The organism is Rhodopirellula europaea 6C, assembly GCF_000338295.1.
GTDB lineage: Bacteria > Planctomycetota > Planctomycetia > Pirellulales > Pirellulaceae > Rhodopirellula > Rhodopirellula europaea.
Genome location: NZ_ANMO01000236.1, coordinates 21714 through 38943, shown reverse-complemented (window position 1 = coordinate 38943; position 17230 = coordinate 21714). Strand labels below are relative to the sequence as shown.

Here is a 17230-nt window from a genome sequence, read left to right as displayed (position 1 = left end):
CATGAAAATGAAACGGTAAAATCCCTGAATCGCCGACACAGAAATTTTTAGGTGGATGTTGTCGTCTCAACCACGGGCAAACTGGGTGCCGTCACTGCAACGGGCACCTCTGTGTATTTCAGACCAGCCGGGGACTGGCACTCAGACGGTTCGGTGCTGGATTGGTCCGAACGCATCGCCTTTCCATAGGTCGAAACAAACTTCGAAGGATCATCAATCATCTCGCTTGTCATGCGGTGGTGATGGTAGTGCATCGCACACTTCAGCACGTAGAAGAAATAGATCTCCGGAGTCTTGAACCGCCCGCGGACCGCCGCCAAGATTTGACGCCGGTACGTCCGACGCAACTCGGCATCCGGAACCTTCCACATCAACCGGATGAACATGGCGACGAAACCAACCGTGAAGATGGTGCGTTGTTTGCGACGCTGCCACCGATGCTTTTTGAAATAGTCTGTGTTCAAGGCACGAAACTGAAATCGATCGTTAACAAACAATTGATCCAAGCGATCGAAGTAGACATCAGGTTCGTATGCATTTCGCATTGTTTCTAGGTACCCGCGAAGCAACTCGTCTCGTGTCATGCCTTTTGGAATAACGTTCGTGCCATAGTGATGCTCATCCGCCAGATCCAAACGCCCCTCTTCCAACAACCGAGCATACAGCGGCGTCTTTGGAATCGCGTGCAGCAGACCCACCATCGCATGGGCGATTCGCGAATCCTTCAAGAACTTTTGCTGCGTCGCGAAGATCGCCGACGTGTCGTTGTCAAAACCGACAATCAATCCGCACCAGACTTCCATTCCGAAGTCTTGAATGCGATGAACTTTTTCCAGCATCGTGCCACCGCGACTGCGGACGTTTTGATACTTCTTGGTCTCTTTGAGTGATTCCTCATCAGGACTTTCCAGTCCGATGAACACGGACTGGATATTGGCTTCCGCCATCAATTCCATCAGCTCATCGTCTTCGCACAAATCCAAGGAAGCCTCGGTGCTGAACACGATCGGATATCCGTGCCGCTGTTGCCACGCCGCGACTTCGCGAAGAACGGGTTTGATCGCCTTTTTGTTGCCGATGAGATTGTCGTCCACAATAAAAACGATGTGCATTCCTTGAGCGAGCAAGCTGTCCAGTTCGGCGGTCACCTGTGACGACTGTTTGATGCGAGGGCGACGACCAAAGGTGACGATGATGTCACAAAACTCGCATTGAAACGGGCATCCGCGAGAAATCTGCAAGCTACCAACGAGGTAGTGTTTGCTCTTCAGAAGATCGTGACGCGGCGTGGGGACGGTCGCCATGTCCGTCTTGTCGACCTGTTCATACCGCTGGCTGTGATCACCTTCTTGCCATTCCGCTAAGAAACGCGGCCACGTGACTTCGGCCTCACCTATAAAGACGACGTCCACACGATCGCCGAAGTAGTCCTCTTCGACCGTCACCCATGGGCCACCGATGACAACGAAGCAACCTCGATCTTTCAACTCAGTGACGATCGAATCCATCCGGAAACGCTGAACGCTCATCCCCGTCATCGCGACGATATCGAACGTTTGAAGTTCGTCAAAATCCAGCGACTCGACATTCTCGTCGAACAAAACGACCTCGTGCTCCGGCGGTGTCAGAGCGGCCAGCAACGGGAGGCTGGCGACAGGCATGTTGGCCTTTTTGCCAAACAAAGGCTGCGAATACTCCAGCCCCCAATACGAAACTTCAAAGGCGGGGTTGATGATCGCGATCCGTGACATAGTCGCACCTGTGAGTTTTGCGTGAGTTGCCAACCGAACACCAGCATACCGCAGAACCCACCATCAGGGGGTGCGGATCACTTTCTTGCGAAAATGCTGGTGCGGGGGACTCACTCGCGCCCCGTACGTCGTTGGAATCAACCTGACACAGAATGCCCGCTCACCGAGCATTCCTCGCTCCCCAGCCGCGACCATGTATCAGCACGATTGGATCTTCGATTTGGCCGACCGACTGTCCGATGGTCCCGACGGCGGTCCCATCACGAGGCGGATTGTTGGCGTCGGTGCGGCGGCGGTGGTTGGCATTTATGGACTGCGATGCTGTCTCGTCCAGCGAGCGACGACGATCAACCTTGCCCACCGGGGGCAAATGTCGCCCGAGTTTTGGAAGGAATACAACGGCACGCCCGCGATCACGTTTGGAATGCTGCTGATCTGCGTCGGACTGTTCATTCACTTCCGATGGTACTGGGGCAATCACAAACGATTGCAGTACTACTACGAGATTCCGACTGCGATCTCGATCGTTTGCTTCGTCATTGCGATCGCCGTGCATCTGTGGACGGTTTGGCGGTGGACTTAAGTTTGGTCCGTGTCGCGCGAGATCGGTCTCGGGGCTTCCGCCCCGAGCTACGGACGGCGGCCCCGTCCGGGGCGGTGATTGTGCATCTGCTTCGCGTACGCCTGGACGGCGTTGTTCGCCAAGGCGTTGTAAAGGCCTGACAAAACGCGAGGGCAGATGCGATTGATGATGGATACAAAAAAAGCGACCCTCAATGATTGAAGGTCGCTTTTGCGGAGTCTTGTTTGGTCCTGGCTTGGCTTAGACGGCGGCCATGGATGTGCCCATCGTTTGGCCTGGGGCTGGTAGGTTGCTGGAACCTTCCAAGAAGATGTCGATTGCACGAGCGGCGCCGCGGCCTTCGTTGATCGCCCACACGACCAGGCTTTGTCCACGGCGGCAGTCACCTGCGGCGAAGACGCCGTCGATGTTGGTTGCGTACTTGCCGTGTTCAGCTTGGAAGTTGCTGCGAGCGTCAGTCTCGAGACCCAACGATTCTGCAACGGTTTGCTCGGGGCCCAAGAAGCCCATCGCCAACAAGATCAGTTGGGCAGGCCATTCTTTTTCGCTGCCTTCGACTTCGGCCATTTGCCAGCCGCCTTCATCGTTCTTCGTCCATTCGACGTTGACGGTCTTGATGCCTTTCAGCTTGCCTTCGTCGTCGACCAGATACTCTTTGCTGAGGATCTGATATTCGCGAGGGTCTTTTCCGAACTTCGCTTCGGCTTCTTCGTGGCCGTAATCGACACGGAAGATACGCGGCCATTCCGGCCATGGGTTGTCGTCGGCACGTTCGGCAGGTGGCTGAGGCAACAACTCAAAGTTGACCATGCTGCGGCAACCGTGACGGAGGCTGGTTCCGATGCAGTCGGTCCCGGTGTCACCACCGCCGATGACGATCACGTCCTTGCCTTCGGCGCTGATAAAGTCGGCCCCCAGGTTATCACCGTGAACACGTTGCTGCGTGTTGGACGTGAGGAAGTCCATCGCGAAATGAACGCCTTTGGCTTCGCGACCGGGGATCGGCAGGTCGCGTGGCTTGGTCGCACCACAGGCCAACAACACAGCATCGAACTCGCTCTGCAAATCCTTCGGCGAGATGTCTTTGCCGACATTCACTCCGGTTTTGAAGGTCACGCCTTCTTCCGTCATTTTGTCGACGCGACGCTGAACCGCTTTCTTCGACAACTTCATGTTGGGAATGCCGTACTGCAACAAACCACCGATCCGATCTGCGCGTTCGTAAACGGTGACCAAGTGGCCGGCTTTGTTGAGTTGATCAGCGGCGGTCAAACCAGCCGGTCCACTGCCGATGACAGCGACTTTCTTTCCAGTGCGTTGCTCCGGCGGTTCAGCAACGATCCAACCTTCTTCCCAAGCACGATCCACGATCGCGTTTTCGATGTTCTTGATCGTCACAGGCGGGTTGGTGATTCCCAACACGCACGAGCCTTCACATGGTGCCGGGCAAACGCGACCGGTGAACTCAGGGAAGTTGTTGGTCTTGTGCAGACGCTCGATCGCTTCTTTCCAACGATTGTTGTAGACCAGGTCGTTCCACTCGGGAATCAAGTTGTCGATCGGGCATCCGGTCGCAGACTGACAAAAAGGAACACCGCAATCCATGCAGCGAGCGCCCTGACGTTGCAGGTGCTCAGTCTTCGGTTCGGTATAGATCTCGTCGTAGTCATTGATCCGGATGACTGGCAATCGCCAAGCAACTTTTTCGCGATCGAATTCCTTGAATCCAGTGGGCTTGCCCATGGCAGAGTCCTCAAAATTGGGTGATGTGTACGGTTGATATGGGGTGGGTATTCGCGGCGATGGCCACGCGTGCCGGGCGAAGCGATTCGCTTCGCCCGATCGTTTTCAATCGCTTTGCAAAGCAAGCGATGGGTGCCGTCATTTTCAGACGCTGACCGCGTCTTTCTCGGCAGCCATTTCAGCCAGCACGCGTTTGTAGTCCGTTGGCATGACTTTGACGCACTGCGACACGAACGTGTCAAAGTCCGCCAAGGCTTCCGCAGCCAACGCACTCTTGGTGTACTCGTGGTGCTTCTCGATCATGCCTTTGACATCCGCGAGTTCCGCTTCGCCTTCGATCTTTTCCAACTCGACGGTGGCCAAGTTGCAGTGAAGGTTGAAGTCGCCCTTGCGATCCCAGATGTAAGCGATCCCGCCCGACATCCCTGCCGCGAAGTTGCGTCCGGTTTCACCGAGACACACCACGCGTCCGCCAGTCATGTATTCACAACCGTGGTCCCCGACGCCTTCAACGACGGTGCGAGCACCACTGTTTCGGACACAGAAACGCTCTGCCGCCCGGCCACTGAAGTAGGCTTCGCCGCTGGTCGCACCGTACAGACAAACGTTGCCGACGATGATTTCGTTGGCAGCATCGAATGTGCTTTCGCGAGGCGGGTAGACCATGATGCGTCCGCCAGACAAACCTTTGCCGACGTAATCGTTCGCGTCGCCTTCCAGTTCAATCGTGACACCGTGAGCGAGGAACGCACCGAGGCTTTGGCCCGCGGACCCCGTCAGATCAATGTGGATGGTGTCGTCGGGCAAGCCGGCTTGTCCGTGTCGTTTGGCGATCTCGTGCGACAAGATCGTTCCGACGGTCCGGTTGATGTTGATGATCGGCGACGTGATGCGAACCGATTCGCCGTTTTCGATCGCTGGCATCGCTTCGGCGACCAACTTGGTCATGTCGAGTGATTTTTCCAGACCGTGATCTTGGCCACGCGTGCAGATCACTTCGACCTTGTCGTGAGGACGCTGCGCGGGACTGAGGACGGAGGTCAAATCCAACCCATCGCTCTTCCAGTGTTTGATCGCGTCGTCGGTCGACAACACATCGCTGCGACCAACCATTTCGTCGATCGTGCGGAAACCAAGTCGCGCCATGATGCGGCGAGCTTCCTCGGCGACCATGAACAAGTAGTTCACCACGTGCTCTGGTTTGCCTGAGAACATCTTGCGGAGTTCAGGGTCCTGAGTCGCGATGCCGACCGGGCAAGTATTCAAGTGACACTTCCGCATCATGATGCAGCCGAGCGTGATCAACGGTGCGGTTGAGAAGCCAAACTCTTCGGCTCCGAGCAACGCAGCGATGACGACGTCGCGTCCGGTTTTCAAACCGCCATCGGTTTGCAGTACCACGCGGCTGCGGAGATCGTTGAGCACCAAGACTTGGTGCGTTTCAGCGATCCCGAGTTCCCACGGCAATCCGGCGTGCTTGATGCTGGTCAACGGCGATGCCCCCGTTCCACCGGTGTCACCGGAGATCAGGATGTGGTCGGCGTGAGCCTTGGCAACACCCGATGCAATCACACCGACGCCCACTTCGCTGACCAACTTCACGCTCACACGTGCCGATGGGTTGCTGTTCTTCAAATCATGGATCAGCTGAGCCAAATCCTCGATCGAGTAAATGTCGTGGTGAGGCGGAGGACTGATCAGTCCCACACCCGGTGTGCTGTAACGAATACTGGCGATGTAGTTGTCGACTTTCTTGCCGGGCAACTCGCCGCCTTCGCCGGGCTTGGCACCTTGCGAGACCTTGATTTGCAGTTCATCCGCGTTGGTCAAGTATTCAATTGTGACGCCAAAACGCCCCGATGCGATTTGCTTGATTGCGGATCGCTTGGTGTCGCCATTGGGCAGTGGTTGGAAGCGTTTTGGATCTTCGCCACCCTCACCGGTGTTGCTTTTGCCGCCCAAACGATTCATTGCAACAGCGAGCGTTTCGTGCGATTCGGCGCTGATGCTGCCGAGGCTCATCGCCCCTGTGCAGAATCGTTTGACAATGTCTTTGGCCGATTGAACTTCGTCCAAAGGCAACGCGGGTCCGCCAACGCCTTCCTTGAAGTCCAGCAATCCACGCAGTGTGCAACGCGTTCGGTTGTCCTCGTTGATTTCGTGCGAGAACTTCCAGTACGCATCTTCGTTGTTGTTGCGAGCCGCGATTTGCAGCGAGCTGATCGCTTGGGGACTCCAAGCGTGCTTTTCACCTTCAGCACGCCAGTGGAATTCACCTAGGTTCGGTAATTGAGTCAGACGATCGGATTCTTTGTCGGGGAAACCAAGTTTGTGACGACGCAGTGTTTCTTCCGCGATGACATCGAACGTCACCCCTTGGATGCGGCTGGCAGTGCCAACGAAGCAACGGTTAATGACTTCATCGCGGAGGCCCAACGCTTCGAAGATCTGAGCACCCTTGTAGCTTTGCAGGGTACTGATGCCCATCTTGGCCATGACCTTCAGCATGCCTTTGGCGACACCCTTTCGGTACGCGGCAACGATCTTGTCGTCGTCCAATGTGGGCGACATCAAGCCGTCGCGGTGGGCTTGCCACAACGCTTCGAATGCGAGGTACGGGTTGATCGCATCGGCACCGTAACCAATCAGCAAGCAGTGATGATGCACTTCGCGAGCTTCACCGGTTTCGACGGCAATCCCGACACGAGTCCGCTTGGCTTTAGCGACCAAGTGATGGTGAACCGCACCGGTGGCCAACAGCATGCTGACGGGCACACGGTCGTGCGAAACATCGCGATCGCTCAAGACGATGATTTGCAAACCTTCATCGACGGCCGCTTCGGCTTCAACACAAATCCGATCCAAAGTCTTCGTCAGACCAGCCTTGCCTTCGGAACGATCGAAGGTCGTGTCGATTACGCGGCTGTGCCAACGCTCGTGGTCGACATGCTTGAGAGCGGCGACTTCTTCGTTGGTCAAAATCGGATGATCGATCAACAACCGGTGACAGTGCTCTGGAGTCGCGGCGAGCAAGTTTTGCTCGGGACCGATGTAGCACTCCAGCGACATGATGACTTCTTCGCGAATCGAGTCGATCGCGGGGTTGGTCACCTGTGCAAACAGTTGCTTGAAATAGTCATAGATCATCCGTGGCTTGTCGGACAAACAAGCGAGCGCCGAGTCATTGCCCATCGAGCCGACTGGGTCACGCAGTTGCTCGACCAACGGACGCAGCATGAAGTTCATCGTTTCGGCGGTGTAACCAAACGCTTGCATACGTGGCAGCAAGGTGTCGCCGTCGAACCCGTGACCTTCGGCTTCGGGGTGCAAGTCGGCCAAGCGAATGCGTTGTTGCTTGAGCCATTTGCCATAAGGCTTTTTGCGAGCGAAGTCGGCTTTGAGTTCTTCGTCAGGGATCAAACGTCCCGCTTCGAAGTCGATCAAGAACATCTTGCCCGGCTGCAAACGACCTTTTTCGCGAACGATCGATGGGTCGACAGGCAATACACCGACTTCGCTGGCCATGATCACGCGATCGTCGTGGGTGATGTAGTAACGACTTGGACGCAGCCCGTTGCGGTCGAGCGTCGCACCGATGCACTTTCCGTCGGTGAAAGCAATGGAAGCCGGGCCGTCCCAAGGTTCCATCAAGCAACTGAAGTACTCGTAGAAAGCACGCTTTTCTTCTGGCATCGTTTCGTGCTTTTGCCAAGCTTCAGGAACCATCATCATGATGGCTTCTTGCAGCGTGCGGCCGTTCATCAGCAAGAACTCAAGCACGTTGTCGAACGTTCCCGAGTCGCTCAAGTGAGGCTCGACAACGGGGAACAACTTCTTCAGTTCGTCACCGTAGATTTCGCTGGCGGCCGTGCCTTCACGAGCACGCATCCAGTTCGCGTTGCCGCGAAGCGTGTTGATTTCGCCGTTGTGGCTCATGAAACGAAGCGGCTGAGCACGGTCCCAACTTGGGAACGTGTTGGTCGAGAAACGACTGTGGACCATCGCCAAGTGCGTCTCGAAATCTTCGTCACGAAGATCGGGGAAGTAAGGCATCACTTGGGCCGGCGTGAGCATGCCCTTGTAGATGATGACCTTGGTCGACAACGAACAGACGTAGAACATCAAGGCTTGCTTGATCTTCGTACCGCCGCGCAGTTCGTGACTGGCTTGCTTGCGGATCAAGTAAAGCTGACGCTCGAACTCCAGATTGCTCAGACCGTCTGCCGCACCGACGAACAACTGTTCGATGACAGGTTCGCTCTGACGAGCCGTTGGGCCAACGTCGGCGGCGTCCGTTTCTTGTGGCACATCGCGCCAGCCGATCAATTTCTGACCGGTTTCTTCGATCAAACGAGCGATCGTGTCTTTGCAGATCTTTCGTTCGGCTTCGTCGGTTGGCAAGAAGATCAAACCAGCCGAGAACTTGCCTTCTTCGGGCAATTCGACACCGAGATCTGCTTTGGCGACCTTTTGCAAAAACTTGTGAGGCAAGCCACACATGATTCCTGAACCGTCGCCGGTGTTGGGCTCGCAGCCACAGGCACCACGGTGGTCCATGTTTTGCAAAATCGTATCGGCATCGATCACGATTTGATGACTGGGTGCCCCTTTGATATGGGCAACAAATCCAACGCCACACGCATCCTTTTCGTGCTCAGGGTTGTACAGTCCTTGGGCCGGCGGCAGGTGAAATAAAGGTTGCTTGGTCATAACTGAAACAACTTGGGGATGAGGGAATGTGTGGACTATGAAGGGGCGTTTGAGTCTGAGTCGCGGATCATGCGACGACCGAGACCGCCCGGTCTTTGGTTTGATTTTTCTTTCGATCTGCTTTCGCAGCTTCTGATTTGGTTCTCAGTTCAGGTTCCATCTCCCGCCCCAGAAGAAGTGATCCCAATTCAATTGCCGCGCGACTGAGCTTGCTGCTGCGGCGAAAGATGATCCCAAGTGGTCGGACCATCTGAATTTCGGGACAAGCGACCACGCGTAAGGTCCCGTTGGCCGTTTCGCGTCGGACCGCCGCCTCGGGAACAATTCCCAAACCTCGGTTCGCTTGAATGGCACGCACCATCGAATCCGCGTTGTCGAACTCCATCTGAGTCACAACCGAGATTCCGGCTCGTTTTAAACACTGATCGATGGCCTGACGCAGCACCAACCCTCGCTCAAAACCAACCATCTCCATGCCACTGAGTTCCGACGCGGAGACTTCTGTTCGCTTAGCGAAGGGGTGGTCGTCGGAACACACCAAACGCATCGGCTCGGATTGCCAAGGAATGGTGCCCAAAGCTTTTGTGCTGCGAGGGAAACTCACCAGACCGAATTCGACGCCACCATCGAGCACCATTTGCACGACGCGTTGGCTGCTTCCGAACTCGGTTCGAACTTTGACATCAGGATGCTGAGTCTCGAAGACCTTGGTGGCTTCGGGCATGTAGCTCAGACCGACCGAATAGATCGCGCCAACGGTGACGCTGCCCGTCAATCGCTCGCCTCGGAACCGGACGCGCTGCTCCAGTTCGTTGTATTGGCGGATCACGTCGCGGACGCCGCACAGGTAAATCTCGCCCGCTTCAGTCAAACCCAATGGTCGACTCGAGCGATCAATCAGACACGCCCCAACGGATTCTTCCAATCCACTGATGGCTTGACTGACCGCGCTCTGGGTCAATCCGCAATCAACCGCGGCCTTGGAAAAGCTACGGTGATCTGCGACACGACAGAACAATTCAAGCGTACGAAACTGCAACGACAACCTGCTGTATTAAATTTCCTTATGATGCGTCCGGCCACCCTTAGCCGGATTGATGACGGAGAATAGCCACGGATGCAAATTTGGTCAAGCGTTCAGCCGCTCGGCCCCGATGCGATAGGTCAACGAAAAAGCCCGGCAGCTGTTTTGGACCGCAATTGCCGGGCTTTTCTGAATTTTTCGGGCTGCAACCAAAACCGATCAAGGGCAGCTCGAAATCCGCCAAGTTGGGCGGATGGAACCTCATTGACCAGTCTGGAACGTCATCAACCGGACTACTTATCGGCCCAATAATCGATAACGACCACTTTTTCGAGGTGAGGCTTCAGCACCTCGACGAACGCCTTGTGTGCTGGGTGCGGCAGGTACGTCTCGCGATCCTTCTCATTGTTGAAGGTCACCAGGAAACAATGAGTCAGCCCGTCATTGAGACCCTCGGGCGAATTGTTGGTGCCGAATTCGAAGTCCGCAATCTCAGGAATTTCGTTGGGCAAATTGCGAAACGCGTCGACGACCTTTTGGACGTCTGCGTCCGAACTGGCCTCTTTAAAACCAAACATCACGACGTGGCGGAGCGTTTTCTTGGACACTTCTTCCTCAGCTCCTGTGGCTGACAACTGCATGACCGCGGCGGCGACAAAACAAATTCCTAAACCTAACAACAAACGCATGACTCTCTCTCGATGGTAGCGGTAACGGACGAAAGCCCCATTGTCGCGTGTTCGATGACTGTCAGCTAGTCGTGCAAGCCCTCGCGGGCTCGCTTGATCGTGCTTCCACTGCTGGGTTGCAAATTTTTACTTGTTCACCTCTGGCGACATGCGTACAACGACCCCGGCACATGCATGGAAGCATTGACATCACATCCCACGTTTTTCTTGTGGATCCGTCATGCTTCTCACTCATTTCTCTCGACGCTGCAACTCGGAACGCTCGGCGTTCACTCTCGTCGAACTGTTGGTGGTGATCGCCATCATCGGCGTCTTGGTCGCGTTGCTTCTACCGGCGGTTCAGTCCGCTCGCGAAGCCGCTCGACGAATGAGTTGCGGCAACAACATGAAGCAGATCGGATTGGGGCTGCACAACTATCACTCCGCCTTCAATCAGTTGCCGATTCACGGAGTTGGCCCCACCGATGAAAACGACAACACCGCCGGTCGTGGAAGTGCGAACGATGGCACCGGGTTCACGCGAATGGAGCTGACCTATCTGGTTGGCTTGCTGCCGTATGTCGAACAACAATCCATTTGGTCGATGGTCAGCAACCCGTTGATCGAAGCGGATGGTGACATCTGGCCCGCGTTTGGACCACGACCTTGGACGATCCAATACCCGCCCTGGGCAACCGAGATCCCAACCTATCGTTGCCCAAGCGATCCAGGATTTGGATTGCCGGGACTCGGCCGCACGAACTACGCAGCCTGCACCGGCGACGGATTTTATGAAGCCGAACATGGGGTGACGGTTTGGAACTCGAGTGCAAACCGCTGGGAATACAACGAACGCTTGGCGATGCAACGCGCTCAATGTGGACTTCGCGGTGCCTTTGTGCCTCGCAAGTCGATGCGTTTCCGTGACTTCACCGACGGACTCAGCAACACCATCGCGGTCGGTGAAATCGCGACAGGCTTGGACGATCGCGACAACCGCACGATCGGATTCACCAATGCGAAAGGTGGCTTCTTTCAAATCGCCAACAATCCGAAACGTTGCTTTGACCTCGGGTTCATCGATCCCGAACGTCCCAATTTCTGGACCGAAGACGCTCGCGTTTATGCACCAGTGTCACAGCGAGGGATGCGTTGGGCGGACTTCCACACGCTCCAGTCGCAATTCAACACCATTCTCGGCCCGAACTCAGAAGTCTGCCTGGTTGGGCACTCGGACACCTACGGCATTGCACCACCCAGCAGCTATCATATGGGCGGAGTTCATGTCGTCATGTCCGATGGCGCGGTGAAGTTCATCACCGACTCAATCGAAGCCGGCAATTCGCGTGTCCCGTGCGTGTATTGCAAGGCGTTGTCCGGGCAAACCGACAGCCCAACGGCTGCCGGATCGGAAAGCCCCTATGGACTGTGGGGTGCACTGGGAACACGCGCCGCTCGCGAAGTCATCAACGGCGAGTTCTAACGGGCTAAGACCGCCTGAAAAACAGACGCTGAATCGGTAATGGACGAGGCCACGAGTCCCGGACTCCAGAACTCGTTGCCCCGTCCATCACTTCAGTTGCGAACGCGTCGCATGTAGGTGATAAATTTGCGATCGAGCTGTTCCAGGGTCATGTCCATCGAGCTTTCGAAATCTTCGATTCGTTCTCGAGGCGTTCTTTCGTCGAGAGGCTTGGACTCGCTGAGCTTCTGCAGATACGACACAAACTCTTTCCGTTGTGTCTTTAACAAAAAGTACGTCAACGCCCAAGATTCACCGTAAGCGTCTTCCGCCGTCGAAACGGAACGGAATCGCGAATCATCCGACAAAAGTGTCGCCAGCGAATCATCGGGGCGCGAAGAAAGATAACGTCGAAAGCGGCCCAGGTTGACCGCGTTGACTCGCCCGATCCCTCGCCAACCACGCGGGTTGCTGAAGTCGGGCGATTCGAAAAACATCGCCAACCCTTCGCTAACCCACATCGGATTGTCAGCGAACCGAGTCTGCAACCCGCAGTTGTAGGCCAGTTGGTGCGTCGCCTCATGAATGATCGTGGCAATGTTTCGTTCCAAGTTTGGCACTCGGAACGTTGTCATTCGATTGCTCTCCAAGTGGTAGTAGCCAATGACGCTCTTCGCCGTGTCACCAATTTCTTGGCTCGCGTACTTCAAGAACTCGTTGTGGTTGGCGAGCACCAGCGCGACCAAGGGATAACGTGGCTCTTCGAGATCAACGTGCTGGTTTTTCCAGTACGTGAAAAAACCGCGATGCAGCTGTTCAAACAAAACGCCGCAGTCTCTCGCGTAGGCTTCGTTGCCTTGATGAAGCAGCAAGTAATTTGCAGTCCGGTAAACCTGGAAACCCTTTGGCAGCTCGTCCAACATCCGACGAGCCATGGTCTCTTGATCGATCGGCGGACCCGCGGGCTGCTTCGTTCGTTGAACGATCATGTCCGGCTGGATCGTCCATAGTCGCCCAGCATCGCAACGAGCCAAAACCCCGCCGTCGGCAGCCTCGACCAAAATTTCAGCATCGATGGTCTGCTCTTGTTCGGCCGAATCATCCGCACCACCGTTGAAAGTGATGATATCCGCGTGCGCGCTAGAATCGGCGGAGCCAATCCAGAATGTCAGCACGGCGAATAGGATCAATACGGTGCGTCTTGTCACAACAAACAAATCCAATGAGAACGATGACCGAAGCGGACCCACATGCCGAGACATCGCAGGCGAATCCACAAAAAAATGGCGACGGGTTGCTCACCCGTCACCATTGTAGACCATCCAAATCATGTCAATGATTCCGCCTCGCCTCATTCGATCGTGAGACGCAGGCCGCCAGCCGCCGGGCCCGTCAATCCTGGTTCAAAACCAAGCCCGGTCGACCGTGACTACTTTCGGAAGTAGTCGGCAAAGTCATCTGCTTCGGTTGGCTGCGTCGCCGCTTTGCGAACCGGACGTGGGATTCGACGCAAGCCTTCTGGCTCTTCGCCGTCGTACGAAGTCTGGCGAACCTTCACTCGACGCTTGCTAACGCTGGCCGAATCGTCCTCGAACGGATTTCGCATCTCGTCGAATAGCGATCCCGCTCGTCCGTTTGAATTGCGACCTGGAGCCGCCTCAGCAGGGACCGGTTTTGGAACCGCGGGCAAGCCAGGATTCGTTTTGCGAATCGTTGTCTTCGGGCTATCAGTGAGCGGTTGCGGTGCGGGGGTTGGAATTCCTTGCATGCTTGGTTTTCGCTGAGCGTAAGGCGTCACTTCGTTCACGGTCGGGCTCGACATGTGTGGCATCCCGCGGGACTCCATCACGACGGGAGCTTCGATCACGTGATGATGGCCGTAGGAATGGACTTCGTGACCATGCACTGCCCCGGCTGACGGTTCACAGTGACTGCAGGTTTGACACCCTGATTCGCATCCGCGATGACAACGTTTTCCGTGCACCAAGAAGGCACCGACTTCGAAAACGCGTTCCACGCCACAAGCAGCAAGGTCCAACGTTTGATAGATCGGATTGCACTTCTGAACTTTGTGTCGTCCGAGGAATCCGCCGCTATCCGGTTTGCTGCAACTGGAGCATCCTGCGGACTCGCAATCACAGGTCGCATCGAATCCGCAGCTGGGATCGTTAGCGAAAAACGGGGTGACGCCGCGAAGAGGCTCCGCCCCGCACTCCGGTTCCACACTGCACGAGCACTCGGTTTCGCAACCGCAGGAAGCACTCAGATGTGCACGCAAAGCGGGGAACGCCAGGGGAGCTTCGCATCCGCAGGCGGGTTCGAGCCCGCATGTTGGCTCACTGCCGCAGGAGGGCGAATCCAAACCACAGGCTGGTTCGCCGCAACTGCAAGACTGCGCCGCGACGTCGCTAACAGCAACGCACGCCATGGCAGCAACCATTGCCCACGCGGCCAACAAGCGAACCGCCGTGATTCGCCGTCCCGGCTGCAAACGGGATGTGACACACAAATCAGACGCACGTCGATTCTTCGTAAAGGTCCAAGACATCAGCTACTTTCTCCGTCGAACTTTGGATGACTGACATCGCTTATCGACGAGGAATGATCGTTAGGACTAAAACTATCCGAACGACAGGCAAAAGCACCTCAAACCGCGCACCTTACCAACGCGTTAAAGTTTCACTTCACCGGACCGGGAAACTCAATAGCGAGGAACCGACGAATCGATTTGCTGGGACCATTGATCGATTCCACCAGCCAAGTTCTGAACCTTCTCAAATCCCTGCGATTGCAAGAACTGAGTCACCTGCATGCTGCGTCCACCGTGGTGACACTGAACAACAATGTGATCTTCGCGATGCTCGTCGAGTTCTGACAAACGTTGCTGAATCTCGCTCATCGGCAACAGTTTCGAACCCTCGATACGAGCCGTTTCATACTCGGCAGTTTCGCGCACATCCAACAAAACGAACTCGTCGCCGCGGGTTCGCATCGCGTCCAAATCAGCAACCGTGATTTCAAGTGGCAAGGCAGAATCGTTTGACATGGATCATGGTCTCAAGGAACAGAAATGGATTCGCTGGCATGGCAACTTGCTGCCAAACCGGTGGCCCATATTGTGCACGCCATCGCTTCGACGCGAATGGGTGGCAACGAAGTTCAATCACGGAACGCGGCGCTCGACGCATCCGCCGGCATCCGCCAATCACCGCGAGGCGACAAGCTGACCGATCCGATCTTCGGGCCATCCGGGACACAATTGCGTTTGAATTGATTTTGGAAGAATCGCCGAACAAACGTTTTGGCCGTCGTCTCGATCACCTCGGCGGAATGCGGCAAATCAAAGTCCGTCTGCCCCGCCAAAAAACACATTTTCGCAACGTCACAGCCACCGCGAACGAAGTGATAGAGAAAGAAATCATGCAGTTCGTACGGACCGATCGAGGCCTCAGTGTTCTGCCGAATCTCACCATCTTCGGTGGGCGGCAAAAGCTCGGGCGAAATCGGCGTGTCGGCGATCCGATGCAACGTCTCGTGCAAGGTCGAACGATACCGATGGTCGGCGGCGTACTGCACCAAGTAACGAACCAACGTCTTTGGAACCGAAGCGTTCACGTTGTACATGGACATGTGATCGCCGTTGTAAGTGCTCCATCCCAAAGCCTGCTCGGAAAGGTCCCCCGTTCCAAGCACAAACCCGCGACTCATCAGCAGCATCGTTCGCAGACGTGCCTGGACGTTCTCGAATTTCAAGTCGGTCGCGTTGGCATCGACTTTCTGAAGTCGCGATTGCAGGTCGTCAATTTCGGTCGATGCATCGATCTCCAACCCCAAAGGCGAATGCCCAATATCCAGAAACGTTCGCAATGCGAGCGGGCGGATATCGATGCTTTCCGACGTCACCCCCAGCCCTTCGACCAATTGGGTCGCGCTGTCATTGGTGTGCTGGGTCGTGCCGAATCCAGGCATGATGATCGCATCGATCACCTTTCGATCTCGCTTCAGTTGATCCACCGCCGAAACGGCAACCAGCAACGCCAATGTGCTATCGAGCCCACCGGAGATTCCAATCGTCAACGGTAGATCCGCGGGCAATTGCTGCAACCGTTTGACCAACCCAGCGGTTTGAATCGCCAAAATTTCTCCACACCGTTCCTCTCGTTTGGACAAATCGTCCGGCACAAAAGGATGCGGATCCACTCGCCGGAGCAGCCGATTCGCATCTGCCTGGTCGTGCTCCTTATCACCTCGCTCATTAAGCTTTTCGCTTTGCGGCGACGCCACTGACGGTCCCTGCTTCCTACCCGAACCAGCCAAGGCAACATCCACCGTTCGATAGGGTCGAGGCAACGAAGATTGAAAATCATCGAACGAGCCAACCACGCGTCGATCGTGATCAAGCCGTTGCAAATCGACGTCCCGAATCAACTGTGTCTGAACTGGCAAGTCTTCGTCATCGGTATCGCCAATCCGTCGAGACTCCCCGATCAAAGCACCGTTTTCGGCGATCAAACAATGTCCACCAAAGACCAAGTCACTCGTTGATTCACCACCACCCGCCGAAGAGTAGGCGTAGGCCGAGAGCAATCGCCCCGATTGACTGACAACCAAATCTCGACGCCACTGAGCCTTGCCAATCAATTCGTTACTGGCCGACAAATTGGCGATCACGTTTGCACCAGCGAGTGCCGCATAACTACTTGGTGGAACTGGCACCCAAAGGTCTTCGCAGATTTCCACCCCAAGCGTCGCCGCATCGTCTTGAAACAGCAAATCAGTGCCAAAGGGAATGTCATTTCCATCAATCCGAACGGTCTCGGGATCGTTGGCCGAAGCCGCCTGGAAATGCCTCGCCTCATAAAATTCGCGATAGTTGGGCAAGAACGTTTTGGGTACCAATCCGCGAATAAACCCACCGCGAACCAAGGCGGCAACATTCATGACGCTGGTTCCCACACGCAGCGGCAAACCCACGACGATCGCGGCGTCGCAAGAATAGGAATGCGTCGCGATCGCCCGAAGTGCATCCAGACTCGCGTCCAACAGCGTTTGTGTCGCGAACAGATCGCCGCACGTGTAAGCGGACAGCCCAAGTTCCGGGAACAGTATCAAGTCAGGATTGGATTGCTGAACGACAGCGTCCATCGTGGCGATGGTCTCCGCCGCATTTGCCGCGGGATCGGCCACAACGACTTTCGGCGATACCGCCGCGATTCGGTAAAAACCATGCTGCCGCCGCTGCTTTGGGATCGTCATTTCGTTCGATGAAGTCAAAGCGGGTTAGTCTCG

At 55.8% G+C, this 17230-nt stretch carries 11 protein-coding genes; 2 read left to right on the top strand and 9 right to left on the bottom strand.

Annotation, left to right across the window (positions count from 1 at the left end; genetic code table 11):
- Positions 1–47: 47 nt before the first annotated feature.
- Complete coding sequence (locus RE6C_RS25335) at positions 48–1751, bottom strand: B12-binding domain-containing radical SAM protein (protein ID WP_008661235.1); 1704 nt, start codon at positions 1749–1751, stop codon at positions 48–50.
- A gap of 193 nt (positions 1752–1944) precedes the next feature.
- On the opposite strand from RE6C_RS25335, the gene RE6C_RS25330 reads away from it, so the two are divergent.
- Positions 1945–2334, top strand: a complete 390-nt coding sequence (locus RE6C_RS25330; RefSeq protein WP_008661233.1) for a hypothetical protein — start codon at positions 1945–1947, stop codon at positions 2332–2334.
- A 240-nt stretch (positions 2335–2574) separates the two neighbouring features.
- Here RE6C_RS25330 and RE6C_RS25325 read toward each other — a convergent pair whose 3' ends face one another.
- The 4 genes from RE6C_RS25325 to RE6C_RS25305 form a co-directional block, all read right to left on the bottom strand.
- A complete protein-coding gene (locus tag RE6C_RS25325) occupies positions 2575–4077 on the bottom strand; it encodes a glutamate synthase subunit beta (RefSeq protein ID WP_008661229.1) in 1503 nt (500 codons plus the stop codon).
- A 144-nt stretch (positions 4078–4221) separates the two neighbouring features.
- Complete coding sequence (gltB, locus tag RE6C_RS25320) at positions 4222–8787, bottom strand: glutamate synthase large subunit (RefSeq protein WP_008661227.1); 4566 nt, start codon at positions 8785–8787, stop codon at positions 4222–4224.
- 67 nt (positions 8788–8854) lie between these two features.
- Entirely contained in the window at positions 8855–9826 is a 972-nt protein-coding gene (locus RE6C_RS25315) for a LysR family transcriptional regulator (RefSeq protein ID WP_037198259.1), read from the bottom strand.
- Positions 9827–10104: 278 nt separating this feature from the next.
- Positions 10105–10500 carry a Dabb family protein gene (locus tag RE6C_RS25305; protein ID WP_008661223.1) on the bottom strand — a complete coding sequence of 132 codons (396 nt, stop codon included), beginning with the start codon at positions 10498–10500 and terminating at the stop codon, positions 10105–10107.
- Between the two features lie 220 nt (positions 10501–10720).
- On the opposite strand from RE6C_RS25305, the gene RE6C_RS25300 reads away from it, so the two are divergent.
- Positions 10721–11962, top strand: coding sequence for a DUF1559 domain-containing protein (locus RE6C_RS25300; RefSeq protein WP_008661221.1), 1242 nt, complete (start codon positions 10721–10723; stop codon positions 11960–11962).
- A gap of 92 nt (positions 11963–12054) precedes the next feature.
- On the opposite strand, the gene RE6C_RS25295 is transcribed toward RE6C_RS25300, so the two are convergent.
- The 4 genes from RE6C_RS25295 to RE6C_RS25280 form a co-directional block, all read right to left on the bottom strand.
- On the bottom strand, positions 12055–13203 hold the full coding sequence (locus tag RE6C_RS25295) for a DUF1570 domain-containing protein (protein ID WP_390175931.1): 1149 nt from the start codon (positions 13201–13203) through the stop codon (positions 12055–12057).
- A 167-nt stretch (positions 13204–13370) separates the two neighbouring features.
- Positions 13371–14489 carry a crotonobetainyl-CoA--carnitine CoA-transferase gene (locus RE6C_RS25290; protein ID WP_236618521.1) on the bottom strand — a complete coding sequence of 373 codons (1119 nt, stop codon included), beginning with the start codon at positions 14487–14489 and terminating at the stop codon, positions 13371–13373.
- 153 nt (positions 14490–14642) lie between these two features.
- Positions 14643–14987 (bottom strand): rhodanese-like domain-containing protein, encoded by a 345-nt coding sequence (locus tag RE6C_RS25285; RefSeq protein ID WP_008661212.1) that lies wholly within the window; start codon positions 14985–14987, stop codon positions 14643–14645.
- A 113-nt stretch (positions 14988–15100) separates the two neighbouring features.
- A complete protein-coding gene (locus tag RE6C_RS25280) occupies positions 15101–17197 on the bottom strand; it encodes an NAD(+) synthase (protein WP_236618520.1) in 2097 nt (698 codons plus the stop codon).
- Positions 17198–17230: the final 33 nt, after the last annotated feature.

What these genes read in the sequence shown, in the direction of transcription:
- RE6C_RS25335 (WP_008661235.1), bottom strand. Translation starts at nt 1,751, where the DNA reads ATGTCACGGATCGCGATCATCAACCCCGCCTTTGAAGTTTCGTATTGG.
- RE6C_RS25330 (WP_008661233.1), top strand. Translation starts at nt 1,945, where the DNA reads ATGTATCAGCACGATTGGATCTTCGATTTGGCCGACCGACTGTCCGAT.
- RE6C_RS25325 (WP_008661229.1), bottom strand. Translation starts at nt 4,077, where the DNA reads ATGGGCAAGCCCACTGGATTCAAGGAATTCGATCGCGAAAAAGTTGCT.
- gltB (WP_008661227.1), bottom strand. Translation starts at nt 8,787, where the DNA reads ATGACCAAGCAACCTTTATTTCACCTGCCGCCGGCCCAAGGACTGTAC.
- RE6C_RS25305 (WP_008661223.1), bottom strand. Translation starts at nt 10,500, where the DNA reads ATGCGTTTGTTGTTAGGTTTAGGAATTTGTTTTGTCGCCGCCGCGGTC.
- RE6C_RS25300 (WP_008661221.1), top strand. Translation starts at nt 10,721, where the DNA reads ATGCTTCTCACTCATTTCTCTCGACGCTGCAACTCGGAACGCTCGGCG.
- RE6C_RS25295 (WP_390175931.1), bottom strand. Translation starts at nt 13,203, where the DNA reads ATGTCTCGGCATGTGGGTCCGCTTCGGTCATCGTTCTCATTGGATTTG.
- RE6C_RS25290 (WP_236618521.1), bottom strand. Translation starts at nt 14,489, where the DNA reads ATGTCTTGGACCTTTACGAAGAATCGACGTGCGTCTGATTTGTGTGTC.
- RE6C_RS25285 (WP_008661212.1), bottom strand. Translation starts at nt 14,987, where the DNA reads ATGTCAAACGATTCTGCCTTGCCACTTGAAATCACGGTTGCTGATTTG.
- RE6C_RS25280 (WP_236618520.1), bottom strand. Translation starts at nt 17,197, where the DNA reads ATGACGATCCCAAAGCAGCGGCGGCAGCATGGTTTTTACCGAATCGCG.